We start from the raw sequence: 11,192 nt of genomic DNA, 5'->3' as shown, positions 1-11,192 counted from the left end.
AGGTGGTCGAACTCGCCTGCTTTGATGCCTTGGAGGAATTTGGCGAACTTGGTGGGGGTGGTGCGGACGATGATGTCGCCGTCGTCGGACTCGCGCAGCTCGATCAGGCCGTCGACCGTACGGACCTCGACGCACTCATTGGTTGCGGCGCAGTAGCTGGACTTTTGCCACTTGGGGTCAGGCATTCTGGGCCTCCGGACGTGGGCTAGTCGGTGTGGTCGGGGATGAGGTGGTCGAACTCGCCTGCTTTGATGCCTTGGAGGAATTTGGCGAACTTGGTGGGGGTGGTGCGGACGATGATGTCGCCGTCGTCGGACTCGCGGAGTTCGACCAGGCCGTCGACCGTACGGACCTCGACACACTCATTGGATGCGCCGCTGTAGCTCGCCTTCTGCCAATCAGACCTCATACCTGCCCTTCAGCTCGTCACTGATGGATTGAATGAACTTTCGCGACTCATCATCCGGCAGGGCGAGAGTGTCCATGCGAGCGAACGTTGCCCGGTGGCTGGCCAGATCGGCCGGGGAATCGAAGAACAGGACGCCCTGTGCGGAGTCCATTTGGAGAGTCGCAAGCTCTGGAACCGGTCCTTCGGCGAACATGATGTTCTCGCCCGCGCCGGGGAACGTATCCAAGTCGAACGGAATGACCCGCACCGAGACTGCTCGCTTCGCGGAGTCCTCGACCAAGCTGTCGAGCTGGTCTGCGAGCACTCTCGGGCCGCCGAACTGCATCCGCAGGGCGGCCTCGTGGATGAAGGAGACATAGGGGGTTCCGCCGGAGCGGATGACGTTCTGACGCTCGACGCGGAACTTGGTCCTGACCTGGATGTCGTGACGAGGCAGTGGTGGTGTGATCCGGGAGAACACCGCGGAGGCATATGCGCCGGTCTGTTGAAGGCCCGGGATGTAGGTGGTTGCCCAGGTGTAGAGCCTGTGGGCGTGGGCCTCCATCTCTGCCACCTCTAGGAAGTCCATTGGCAAGACCCCGCGATAGGCCTCCCACCAGCCCTTCTCTCGTGAAGCGATCATGTCGGAGAGCGCGGCGATGAGCGGCTGGTTGGTGCACTTGCAGGCTGCTGCGATTGAACGGAGCCGGTCCATGGTGACGCTGCTCTTTCCGTTCTCCAACTGGGTCACCTGGGCCGGACTCACGCCGAGCATGCGGGCGAGTTCGCTTCCGCCGAGGCCGGCCTGCTCTCGCATCCGTCGCAGCTCGGCACCCAGGCGGCGCTGACGAAGGGTCGGGTTGCGGCGACCGGGCAAGGTGTCTTCCTCTCGGAGTTTCGTGAGATCAGTGTGCCGCGCTGCCCGCCAACGGTGCCATCCGTCCCCCTTGCGGGGTAACTTTCCGGCGAACTACTTAAATCTAGGTACCGGTGGGCTATGGTCGACATCACAGCCGATCCGACGGATCGTCAGTAACTGCTGTTTCCAGGGCAGTAGGCGCCTGCTGTCCTCTCGCGCCGAAGAGCAGCCGTGCGTGGCATCAACCAGCCCCGCCCCCGGCCTGGCTCACGGCGATGTGTCCGTCGGTGATCGACGAACCCACCTGCACAACCTCGCGGAGGTTCTCCCTTGCGTGCCTTCACCCTCCCCTGTGTCTCCTGCCTCTCCACCTCCCCCAAGTCCCCCGAGCCGCCCGACTGGTCGGGGGCGCGGGAGGCGCTGTGCGGTGCGATGTCCGCCTCCGGGTGGCCCGAGGGGCTGATCCGGGACGCCGAACTCGCCCTGCACGAGCTGTTCGTCAACGCGTGGAAGCACGGCGGCAGCCCCGCGCCGACCGTCGTGGTCGCGCTGCTCGCCGACCGCACGCTGCGGGTCTCGGTCGCGGACGACAGCCCCGTGCTCCCCGAACCGCCCGAACCTCCCGCGCCCGCCGACCCGTACGAGCTGTCCGGCCGCGGGTTGCACCTCGTGCGCTCGCTCACCCACCGGTTCGGCGCGGCGCCGCGCAAGCGTGGCCGGGGCAAGCTCGTCTGGTTCGAGCTGGACGCCGCCGCGTGAGGTCCGGCACCGCCAGCTTCCTGGTCGGCGCGGCCCTCCTCACCCTGCTCGCGCTCGCCCTGGTCACCGTCGCGCTCGGGGTCGTCGCCACGCTGAGGATGCCGCACCCCGATGACCGGCCCGCCGCCGCGCCGCCGCCGATCACCCCGTACGGCCGCTGGGAGCTGCGCGACCTCCCCGACGGCACCCGCGAGTACGCCTGGGTCGCCCGCCAGGCGGGCCGCTTCGGCCCCGAGATCGCGCCCGCCCCCAGGGGGCGCCACCGCATACCCGGCTGAGCCCGCGAACGGCGGCGGCCCCTCGCTCGGTGTCGAGCAAGGGGCCGCCGGGGCGCATGCGGAACCGGCCGACTACTCCCAGCGGAAGAAGCGGGCCGCAGCCGCCAGACCGAGCACCGACCAGCCGGCCAGGATGCCGAGGTCGCCCCACGGGACGCCCGCGCCGTGCTGCAGCACCGAGCGCAGGCCGTCGGAGAGGGCGGCGATCGGCAGCAGCTCCAGCACCGACTGGACGGCCGACGGGAACTTGGAGAGCGGGACGATCACCCCGCCCGCCAGCAGCAGCAGGATGAAGACCAGGTTGGCCGCCGCGAGCGTCGCCTCCGCCTTGAGCGTGCCGGCCATCAGCAGGCCGAGGCCCGAGAACGCGGCGGTGCCGAGCACCAGCAGGGCGGCCACCGTGAGCGGGTTCCCCTGCGGGGACCAGCCGAGGGCGAGCGCGATCACCGTCAGCAGGGTGACCTGGAGCAGTTCGGTGACCAGCACGCAGCCGGTCTTGGCGGTGAGCAGCGCCCAGCGCGGCAGCGGGCTGGCGCCCAGGAGCTTCAGCACCCCGTAGCGCCGTTCGAAGCCGGTGGCGATGGCCTGGCCGGTGAAGGCGGTGGACATCACGGCCAGCGCGAGCAGGCCGGGCGCGAGGAAGTCCACCCGCTTGCCGGGGCCGTCCACCGCGACGATGTCCACGGCGGAGAAGAGGACCAGCAGGACGGTCGGGATGATCACGGTCAGCAGCAACTGCTCGCCGTTGCGCAGCAGCATCTTCGTCTCGAAGGCCGTCTGGGCGAGCAGCATCCGGCCGACGGGGGCGGCGCCCGGTCGCGGGGTGTACGTGGTCACGAGCGCAGGTCCCGTCCGGTCAGGTCGAGGAAGACGTCTTCGAGGCTGTTGCGCTGCACGGCCAGCCGTTCGGGAAGGATGCCGGAGGCCGCGCACCAGCCGGTGACGGTGGCCAGCAGCTGCGGGTCGACCGGCGCCTCGATCCGGTAGCTGCCCGGGGCCGGCTCGGTGGCGGTGGCGCCCTCGGGTAGTTCCTTGAGCAGGGTGGTGAGGTCCAGGCCGGGCGGGCCGTCGAAGCGCAACGAGGACTCGGCGCCGCCCCGGCACAGCTCGTCCGGGGTGCCGTCGGCGATGACCTTCCCGCGGTCGACGATCGCGACCCGGTCGGCCAGCTGCTCGGCCTCGTCCATGTGGTGGGTGGTGACGACCACGGTGACGCCGTCCCCGCGCAGGTCGCGGACCAGGTCCCAGGTGGCGCGGCGGGCCTGCGGGTCGAGGCCGGCGGTGGGCTCGTCCAGGAAGACCAGCTCGGGGCGGCCGACCACGGCCATGGCGAGCGCGAGCCGCTGCTGCTGGCCGCCGGAGAGCCGGCGGTAGGTGGTGCGGCCGCACGAGCCGAGGCCGAGGCGCTCGACGAGGGCGTCGACGTCCAGCGGGTGGGCGTGCAGCTTCGCGGTGTGCCGGAGCATCTCGACGGCGCGCGCGCCCGCGTAGACGCCCCCGGACTGGAGCATCACGCCGACCCGGGGCCGCAGCTCGGCGGCGTCCGCGACCGGGTCGAGGCCGAGCACCCGGACGGTGCCCGCGTCGGGGCGGCGGAACCCCTCGCAGGTCTCGATGGTGGTGGTCTTGCCGGCGCCGTTGGGGCCGAGGACGGCGGTGATCGCGCCGCGGGCGACGGTGAGGTCGAGGCCGTCCACCGCGATCTTGTCGCCGTAGCGCTTGACCAGCCCGGTGATGCGGACCGCGGGTTCGGAATGCATACCGGCGAGTGTAAGAGGCGCTCACGCCGCGCCCGGACGGCGGGCCCGGGCCTGCCGGGGCCCGGCGCCGTCGTGCCCCCGACCTGCCCGCGAGCAGGTCGTACACGGCCCGTGAGCAGGTCGTACACGGTTCGCACACCGCCCGCGAGCGGCCCGGGAACGGCCCGGAAGCGGCCGACCGGAGCGCCGCAAAGATCATCTCCGCAGGTCAGGTAAGGCTTACCTGCGTGACAGATGCCACGGCTGAGGCGTGGATCACGGCTTGTCCCGCCGGAAGGAATTACGCAACAATCGTGTTGTGAAAAACATGCGCGAGCACCCCACGCAGCAGGAGGCCGAGTCGGCCCCCGGCTGTTCCGTGCCCGCGACCGCGGCAGAGGTGCTGCTGGAGGGCCACCGCGCCACCCGTGACCGGGTCGCGCGTTCGATCCTCGATCACGGCCCCTCCTCCGCCGCCGACCTGGCGAGCCGGCTCGGCCTGACCGCCGCCGCCGTCCGCCGCCACCTGGACGGACTGGCCGCCGCGGGCCTGGTCGACGCCCGCGAGCAGCGGGTGTACGGCAGCCGCGGCCGGGGCCGTCCGGCCAAGGTGTTCGCCCTCACCGACGGCGGCCGGGACGCCTTCTACCAGGCGTACGACCAGCTGGCCGCCGACGCCCTGCGCTGGATCTCCGACTCGGTCGGAGGCGGCAAGGCGGGCGAGCAGGCGGTCGCCGCCTTCGCCCGGGCGCGCTTCGGCAAGCAGGGCGAGAAGTACCTCGCCGCGCTGCGGCAGGCCGGGGCGGGTGAGCGCACCGAGGCGCTGGCCCAGGCGCTGAGCGCCGACGGGTACGCTGCCACGGTGCGGCGGGTGCCGCCGGCCACGGCGAAGGCCCCGGCCGGCGCCCAGCTCTGCCAGCACCACTGCCCGGTCGCGCACATCGCCGAGCAGTTCCCGCAGCTGTGCGAGGCCGAGACGGAGTTCTTCTCCCAGCTCCTCGGGACCCATGTGCAACGGCTGGCCACCATCGCCCACGGCGACGGGGTCTGCACGACCTATGTGCCGGCACCCGGTGCCGCACCGTCGACCTCCGCCGGCGCCGCGCGCGTCGCGCGCCAGGGCTCCGGTGCCGCGCCGACTGCCGGTACGTCCACCCAAGATTCAGCGTCCGCGCGTTAGGAAGCTCGCATGACTGACACCGTTTCGCACCCGGAGCTCGAGGGCCTGGGCACCTACGAGTACGGCTGGGCTGACCCGGACACCGCGGGCGCCGCCGCCAAGCGCGGGCTCAGCGAGGAGGTCGTCCGCGACATCTCCGCGAAGAAGAACGAGTCCGAGTGGATGCTGAACCTGCGTCTCAAGGGCCTGAAGCTCTTCGGTAAGAAGCCCATGCCGACCTGGGGCTCGGACCTCTCCGGCATCGACTTCGACAACATCAAGTACTTCGTCCGCTCCACCGAGAAGCAGGCCGAGTCCTGGGAGGACCTGCCGGCGGACATCAAGGCGACGTACGACCGGCTGGGCATCCCGGAGGCGGAGAAGCAGCGCCTGGTCGCCGGTGTCGCCGCGCAGTACGAGTCCGAGGTCGTCTACCACCAGATCCGCGAGGACCTGGAGCAGCAGGGCGTCCTCTTCCTGGACACCGACACCGCGCTGCGCGAGCACCCGGAGATCTTCAAGGAGTACTTCGGCACCGTCATCCCGGCCGGCGACAACAAGTTCGCCGCGCTGAACACGGCCGTCTGGTCGGGCGGCTCCTTCATCTACGTGCCGAAGGGTGTCCACGTCGACATCCCGCTGCAGGCCTACTTCCGGATCAACACCGAGAACATGGGCCAGTTCGAGCGGACGCTGATCATCGTCGACGAGGACGCCTACGTCCACTACGTCGAGGGCTGCACCGCGCCGATCTACTCCTCCGACTCGCTGCACTCCGCGGTCGTGGAGATCATCGTCAAGAAGGGCGGCCGCTGCCGCTACACGACCATCCAGAACTGGTCGAACAACGTCTACAACCTGGTCACCAAGCGCGCCGTGGCGTACGAGGGCGCGACCATGGAGTGGATCGACGGCAACATCGGCTCCAAGGTCACCATGAAGTACCCGGCCGTCTACCTGATGGGCGAGCACGCCAAGGGCGAGACCCTGTCGATCGCCTTCGCGGGCGAGGGCCAGCACCAGGACGCCGGCGCCAAGATGGTGCACATGGCGCCCAACACCTCCTCCAACATCGTCTCCAAGTCGGTGGCGCGGGGCGGCGGCCGCACCTCGTACCGCGGCCTGATCGAGATCGGCGAGGGCTCGCACGGCGCCAAGTCCAACGTGCTCTGCGACGCGCTGCTGGTCGACACGGTCTCCCGCTCGGACACCTACCCGTACGTCGACGTCCGCGAGGACGACGTCTCGATGGGTCACGAGGCGACCGTCTCCAAGGTCAGCGAGGACCAGCTCTTCTACCTGATGAGCCGCGGCATGACCGAGTTCGAGGCGATGGCGATGATCGTGCGCGGCTTCGTCGAGCCGATCGCCCGCGAGCTGCCGATGGAGTACGCGCTGGAGCTGAACCGGCTGATCGAGCTGCAGATGGAGGGCTCCGTCGGCTGACGCAGCCGACCGCCGCCCATCGGAAACCTTGAGGAAGAGAGCACAACGAACAGCCATGGCTGAGAACACCACCGGCTCCACCACCGCCGGTTCGATCGAGGTCGGCACCGCCGGCGCCGGGGCCCAGCTCGCGGGCCCCGGCACCGGCCGCGCCACCGTCCAGCAGCCGATCGACGCCCGGGTCGCGGTCAAGCCCTCCTTCGACGTCGCGGACTTCCCGGTGCCCACCGGCCGCGAGGAGGACTGGCGCTTCACCCCGCTGCACCGCCTGGCCGGCCTGCACGACGGCACCGCCGCCACTTCCGTGGAGAAGGACGGCGAGGGCACCGACAAGATCGAGCTGGCCCTGCCGGACGGCGTGACCGCCGAGACCGTGGGCCGCGACGACGCCCGCCTGGGCAAGGCCGGCGCGCCGGTCGACCGGGTCGCGGCGCAGGCGTTCAGCTCCTTCGAGCAGGCGCTGGTCGTCACCGTGCCCAAGGAGCAGGTGCTCACCGAGCCGGTCCGCATCGACGTGCACGGCGAGGGCGGCACCCGCTTCGCGCACGTGGTGATCGACGTCAAGCCGTTCGCCGAGGCCATCGTGGTGCTCAACCACACCGGCACCGGCACCCGCGCCGCCAACGTCGAGCTGCTGATCGGCGACGGCGCCAAGCTGACCTTCGTCTCCGTCCAGGACTGGGAGCGGGACGCGGTGCACGCGGCCCAGCAGACCGCGCTGATCGGCCGGGACGCCAGCTTCAAGTCGGTGGTCGTCACCTTCGGCGGCGACCTGGTCCGCATCCACCCGCGCGTGGTGTACGGCGACACCGGCGGCGAGGCCGAGCTGTTCGGCCTCTACTTCGCGGACGCCGGCCAGCACCTGGAGCACCGCCTGCACATCGACCACGACACCCCGCACTGCCGGTCCAACGTGGTCTACAAGGGCGCCCTCCAGGGCGAGGACGCGCACGCGGTCTGGGTCGGCGACGCGCTGATCCGCGCCGCCGCCGTCGGCACCGACACGTACGAGCACAACCGCAACCTGGTGCTCACCGACGGCGCCCGGGTCGACTCGATCCCCAACCTGGAGATCGAGACCGGTGAGATCGTCGGCGCCGGCCACGCCTCGGCGACCGGCCGCTTCGACGACGAGCAGCTGTTCTACCTGCAGGCCCGCGGCATCCCGGCGGACGAGGCCCGCCGCCTGGTCGTCCGGGGCTTCTTCGCCGAGCTGGTCCAGCAGATCGGCGTCGCGGAGATCCAGGACCACCTGATGGAGAAGATCGAGGCCGAGCTGGAAGCGGCGGTCTGATGTCCTTCCTCCGCGCCTGCGCGCTGAGCGACCTCTCCGAGGACGTCCCCAAGCGCGTGGACCTCAACGGCGTGCCGGTCACCGTCGTCCGCACCGACGAGGGGGTGTTCGCGATCAACGACACCTGCTCGCACGCGAACGTCTCGCTCGCCGAGGGTGAGGTCGAGGACTGCATGATCGAGTGCTGGCTGCACGGCTCCAGCTTCGACCTGCGCACCGGCAAGCCCTCCGGCCTGCCCGCCACCAAGCCGGTCGCTGTCTACCCCGTAAAGATCGAAGGGGACGATGTGCTCGTCTCCGTCAACCAGGAGTCCTGAGTACACATGGCTACCCTTGAAATCCACGACCTCCGCGTCTCCGTCGAGGCCGAGAACGGCCCGCGCGAGATCCTGAAGGGCGTCGACCTGACGGTCAAGCAGGGCGAGACCCACGCCATCATGGGCCCCAACGGCTCCGGCAAGTCCACCCTGGCCTACTCGCTGGCCGGCCACCCGAAGTACACCGTCACCGGCGGCACCGTGCTGCTGGACGGCGAGGACGTGCTGGCCATGTCGGTCGACGAGCGCGCCCGCGCCGGCGTCTTCCTGGCCATGCAGTACCCCGTCGAGGTCCCCGGCGTCTCGGTCTCCAACTTCCTGCGCACCGCCGCCACCGCGGTCCGCGGCGAGGCCCCCAAGCTGCGCACCTGGGTGAAGGAGGTCAAGGAGGCGATGGCCGCCCTCCAGATGGACCCCGCCTTCGCCGAGCGCAACGTCAACGAGGGCTTCTCCGGCGGTGAGAAGAAGCGCCACGAGATCCTCCAGCTGGAGCTCCTCAAGCCGAAGATCGCGATCCTCGACGAGACCGACTCCGGCCTGGACGTCGACGCGCTGCGCATCGTCTCCGAGGGCATCAACCGGGTCCGCTCCACCGGTGAGGTGGGCACCCTGCTGGTCACCCACTACACCCGCATCCTGCGCTACATCAAGCCCGATTACGTGCACGTCTTCGCCGGCGGCCGGATCGTCGAGTCCGGCGGCGCCGAGCTCGCCGACAAGCTGGAGAACGAGGGCTACGAGGCCTATGTGAAGGGGGGCGCTTCCGAGTGACCCGTACTCACGAGTCGGCGGCCCTGACGGGCCTGCTCGACACCGACGCGATCCGCAAGGACTTCCCGGTCCTGCAGCGGCTGCTCCACGAGGAGAAGCAGCTGGTCTACCTGGACAACGCGGCCACCTCGCAGAAGCCGCGGCAGGTCCTGGAGGCGCTGAACGCGTACTACGAGCGGCACAACGCCAATGTGCACCGCGGCGTCCACGTGCTGGCCGAGGAGGCCACGGCGCTGTACGAGGGCGCCCGTGACAAGGTCGCGGCGTTCATCAACGCGCCCAGCCGCAACGAGGTGATCTTCACCAAGAACGCCTCCGAGTCGCTGAACCTGGTCGCCAACATGCTCACCTGGGCCGATGAGCCGTACCGGGTGGACGCCGACTCCGAGATCGTCATCACGGAGATGGAGCACCACTCCAACATCGTCCCGTGGCAGCTGCTGTCGCAGCGGACCGGCGCGAAGCTGAAGTGGTTCGGGCTGACCGACGAGGGCCGCCTCGACCTGTCGAACATCGACGAGGTGATCACCGAGAACACCAAGGTGGTCTCGTTCACCCTGGTCTCCAACCTGCTCGGCACGATCAACCCGGTCGAGACCATCGTGCGCAAGGCCCAGTCGGTCGGCGCGCTGGTCGTCATCGACGCCTCGCAGGCCGCCCCGCACATGGTGCTGGACGTCCAGGCGCTGGAGGCCGACTTCGTCGCCTTCACCGGCCACAAGATGCTCGGCCCGACCGGCATCGGCGTGCTCTGGGGCCGCCAGGAGCTGCTGGAGGACCTCCCGCCGTTCCTCGGCGGCGGCGAGATGATCGAGACCGTCACCATGGGCTCGTCCACCTACGCCCCGGCGCCGCACAAGTTCGAGGCGGGTACCCCGCCGATCGCCCAGGCGGTCGGACTGGGCGCGGCCATCGACTACCTGTCCGGCATCGGCATGGACAAGGTCGCCGCCCATGAGCACGCGATCACCGAGTACGCGGTGGAGCGCCTGCTGGAGGTCCCGGACCTGCGGATCATCGGCCCGCGCAACGCCGTGGACCGGGGCGCCGCGATCTCCTTCACGCTCGGCGACGTGCACCCGCACGACGTCGGCCAGGTGCTGGACGAGCAGGGCATCGCCGTGCGCGTCGGCCACCACTGCGCCCGGCCGGTCTGCCTGCGGTACGGAATTCCGGCGACCACGCGGGCGTCGTTCTACCTGTACTCGACGCCGGGCGAGGTCGATGCCCTGATCGACGGCCTGCACCACGTCCGGAACTTCTTCGGCTGACGGGACGGGGCACGACATGAAGCTCGACTCGATGTACCAGGACATCATCCTGGACCACTACCGCAACCCCCACGGCAAGGGGCTGCGGGACGGCGACGCCGAGGTGCACCACGTCAACCCGACCTGCGGGGACGAGATCACCCTGCGGGTGCGGCTGGACGGCGCCACCGTCGCCGACGTGTCGTACGAGTCGCAGGGCTGCTCGATCTCGCAGGCCAGCGCCTCGGTGCTGAACGACCTGGTGGTCGGCAAGAGCGTGGGCGAGGCGCAGGCCGTCCAGGAGGCCTTCCTGGAGCTCATGCAGAGCAAGGGCCAGGGCGAGGGCGACGAGGAGGTGCTGGAGGACGCGGTCGCGTTCGCCGGCGTCTCCAAGTACCCGGCCCGGGTCAAGTGCGCCCTGCTGAGCTGGATGGCCTGGAAGGACGCCACCGCCAAGGCGCTCGCCCAGCAGCCCGCCGTGAACGACTGACGCAGCAGAGGAGGACAGAAACATGAGCGACACCACCGAGACGCCCGCCCCCTCCGCCGCGGAGGAGAACCCCCTGGGCATCGTGGGCACCACCGCCGGCACCGTCTCCGTCGAGGACCTCACCGAGGCCCTGATGGACGTCGTCGACCCCGAGCTGGGCATCGACGTCGTCAACCTGGGCCTGATCTACGGGGTCCACATCGACGAGTCCGACGTGGCCACCATCGACATGACGCTCACCTCGGCGGCCTGCCCGCTGACCGACGTCATCGAGGACCAGGCGAAGACCGCCACCGACGGCCTGGTGAAGGACCTGCGGATCAACTGGGTCTGGATGCCGCCGTGGGGCCCGGACAAGATCACCGACGACGGCCGCGAGCAGCTGCGCGCGCTCGGCTTCAACGTCTGATCGAGCCCACCGCTCACGCCGCCGCCCGGTACG

General features: G+C 70.0%; 15 protein-coding genes. 10 read left to right on the top strand and 5 right to left on the bottom strand.

Annotated elements, in window-relative coordinates:
- The 3 genes from ACWEQL_RS37390 to ACWEQL_RS37380 form a co-directional block, all read right to left on the bottom strand.
- Positions 1-185, bottom strand: a 185-nt coding sequence (locus ACWEQL_RS37390; RefSeq protein ID WP_452155195.1) for a DUF397 domain-containing protein, incomplete at its 3' end; no start/stop codon positions are given.
- Positions 186-205: 20 nt separating this feature from the next.
- Positions 206-409, bottom strand: coding sequence for a DUF397 domain-containing protein (locus ACWEQL_RS37385; RefSeq protein ID WP_452155193.1), 204 nt, complete (start codon positions 407-409; stop codon positions 206-208).
- Positions 399-1,265 carry a helix-turn-helix domain-containing protein gene (locus ACWEQL_RS37380; RefSeq protein ID WP_452155191.1) on the bottom strand — a complete coding sequence of 289 codons (867 nt, stop codon included), beginning with the start codon at positions 1,263-1,265 and terminating at the stop codon, positions 399-401. The genes ACWEQL_RS37385 and ACWEQL_RS37380 overlap by 11 nt, the downstream gene beginning before the upstream one ends.
- Before the next feature lie 312 nt (positions 1,266-1,577).
- On the opposite strand from ACWEQL_RS37380, the gene ACWEQL_RS37375 reads away from it, so the two are divergent.
- Both ACWEQL_RS37375 and ACWEQL_RS37370 read left to right on the top strand, forming a co-directional pair.
- Positions 1,578-2,006 (top strand): ATP-binding protein, encoded by a 429-nt coding sequence (locus ACWEQL_RS37375; protein WP_452155189.1) that lies wholly within the window; start codon positions 1,578-1,580, stop codon positions 2,004-2,006.
- Positions 2,003-2,284, top strand: a complete 282-nt coding sequence (locus tag ACWEQL_RS37370; protein ID WP_452155187.1) for a hypothetical protein — start codon at positions 2,003-2,005, stop codon at positions 2,282-2,284. The genes ACWEQL_RS37375 and ACWEQL_RS37370 overlap by 4 nt, the downstream gene beginning before the upstream one ends.
- A gap of 72 nt (positions 2,285-2,356) precedes the next feature.
- Here ACWEQL_RS37370 and ACWEQL_RS37365 read toward each other — a convergent pair whose 3' ends face one another.
- Both ACWEQL_RS37365 and ACWEQL_RS37360 read right to left on the bottom strand, forming a co-directional pair.
- Positions 2,357-3,076, bottom strand: coding sequence for an ABC transporter permease (locus ACWEQL_RS37365; RefSeq protein WP_452155199.1), 720 nt, complete (start codon positions 3,074-3,076; stop codon positions 2,357-2,359).
- Positions 3,077-3,117: 41 nt separating this feature from the next.
- The gene (locus tag ACWEQL_RS37360) at positions 3,118-4,044 is read right to left on the bottom strand and encodes an ABC transporter ATP-binding protein (protein ID WP_452155185.1); all 927 of its coding nucleotides are present in this window, start codon (positions 4,042-4,044) and stop codon (positions 3,118-3,120) included.
- A gap of 307 nt (positions 4,045-4,351) precedes the next feature.
- Here ACWEQL_RS37360 and ACWEQL_RS37355 point away from each other — a divergent pair, with 307 nt between their 5' ends.
- From ACWEQL_RS37355 to ACWEQL_RS37320, 8 genes are read left to right on the top strand one after another with little or no spacing between them, the layout of a single operon-like run.
- Complete coding sequence (locus tag ACWEQL_RS37355; protein ID WP_452155183.1) at positions 4,352-5,203, top strand: helix-turn-helix transcriptional regulator; 852 nt, start codon at positions 4,352-4,354, stop codon at positions 5,201-5,203.
- Between the two features lie 9 nt (positions 5,204-5,212).
- A complete protein-coding gene (gene sufB / locus ACWEQL_RS37350; protein WP_452155181.1) occupies positions 5,213-6,628 on the top strand; it encodes a Fe-S cluster assembly protein SufB in 1,416 nt (471 codons plus the stop codon).
- A 55-nt stretch (positions 6,629-6,683) separates the two neighbouring features.
- Positions 6,684-7,922 (top strand): Fe-S cluster assembly protein SufD, encoded by a 1,239-nt coding sequence (gene sufD / locus ACWEQL_RS37345; protein WP_452155179.1) that lies wholly within the window; start codon positions 6,684-6,686, stop codon positions 7,920-7,922.
- On the top strand, positions 7,922-8,239 hold the full coding sequence (locus tag ACWEQL_RS37340; RefSeq protein WP_452155177.1) for a bifunctional 3-phenylpropionate/cinnamic acid dioxygenase ferredoxin subunit: 318 nt from the start codon (positions 7,922-7,924) through the stop codon (positions 8,237-8,239). Before sufD ends, ACWEQL_RS37340 begins: the two co-directional genes overlap by 1 nt.
- A gap of 6 nt (positions 8,240-8,245) precedes the next feature.
- On the top strand, positions 8,246-9,010 hold the full coding sequence (sufC, locus tag ACWEQL_RS37335; RefSeq protein WP_452155175.1) for a Fe-S cluster assembly ATPase SufC: 765 nt from the start codon (positions 8,246-8,248) through the stop codon (positions 9,008-9,010).
- Between the two features lie 23 nt (positions 9,011-9,033).
- Positions 9,034-10,281: a cysteine desulfurase gene (locus ACWEQL_RS37330; RefSeq protein WP_452155197.1), complete on the top strand. Its 1,248-nt coding sequence runs from the start codon at positions 9,034-9,036 to the stop codon at positions 10,279-10,281.
- Positions 10,282-10,297: 16 nt separating this feature from the next.
- The gene (gene sufU / locus ACWEQL_RS37325) at positions 10,298-10,750 is read left to right on the top strand and encodes a Fe-S cluster assembly sulfur transfer protein SufU (protein WP_452155173.1); all 453 of its coding nucleotides are present in this window, start codon (positions 10,298-10,300) and stop codon (positions 10,748-10,750) included.
- A 22-nt stretch (positions 10,751-10,772) separates the two neighbouring features.
- The gene (locus ACWEQL_RS37320) at positions 10,773-11,159 is read left to right on the top strand and encodes a metal-sulfur cluster assembly factor (RefSeq protein WP_452155171.1); all 387 of its coding nucleotides are present in this window, start codon (positions 10,773-10,775) and stop codon (positions 11,157-11,159) included.
- Positions 11,160-11,192 lie beyond the last annotated feature (33 nt).

Source organism: Kitasatospora sp. NPDC004240 (assembly GCF_053603215.1).
The sequence above is the reverse complement of the archived record's forward strand: the minus strand, read 5'-3'. Positions and strand labels throughout refer to the sequence as shown.

Bases quoted from the DNA above. Each gene is read 5' to 3' on its own strand.
- ACWEQL_RS37385 (WP_452155193.1), bottom strand. From the start codon at position 409: ATGAGGTCTGATTGGCAGAAGGCGAGCTACAGCGGCGCATCCAATGAG.
- ACWEQL_RS37365 (WP_452155199.1), bottom strand. From the start codon at position 3,076: ATGCTGCTCGCCCAGACGGCCTTCGAGACGAAGATGCTGCTGCGCAAC.
- ACWEQL_RS37360 (WP_452155185.1), bottom strand. From the start codon at position 4,044: ATGCATTCCGAACCCGCGGTCCGCATCACCGGGCTGGTCAAGCGCTAC.
- ACWEQL_RS37355 (WP_452155183.1), top strand. From the start codon at position 4,352: ATGCGCGAGCACCCCACGCAGCAGGAGGCCGAGTCGGCCCCCGGCTGT.
- sufB (WP_452155181.1), top strand. From the start codon at position 5,213: ATGACTGACACCGTTTCGCACCCGGAGCTCGAGGGCCTGGGCACCTAC.
- sufD (WP_452155179.1), top strand. From the start codon at position 6,684: ATGGCTGAGAACACCACCGGCTCCACCACCGCCGGTTCGATCGAGGTC.
- ACWEQL_RS37340 (WP_452155177.1), top strand. From the start codon at position 7,922: ATGTCCTTCCTCCGCGCCTGCGCGCTGAGCGACCTCTCCGAGGACGTC.
- sufC (WP_452155175.1), top strand. From the start codon at position 8,246: ATGGCTACCCTTGAAATCCACGACCTCCGCGTCTCCGTCGAGGCCGAG.
- sufU (WP_452155173.1), top strand. From the start codon at position 10,298: ATGAAGCTCGACTCGATGTACCAGGACATCATCCTGGACCACTACCGC.
- ACWEQL_RS37320 (WP_452155171.1), top strand. From the start codon at position 10,773: ATGAGCGACACCACCGAGACGCCCGCCCCCTCCGCCGCGGAGGAGAAC.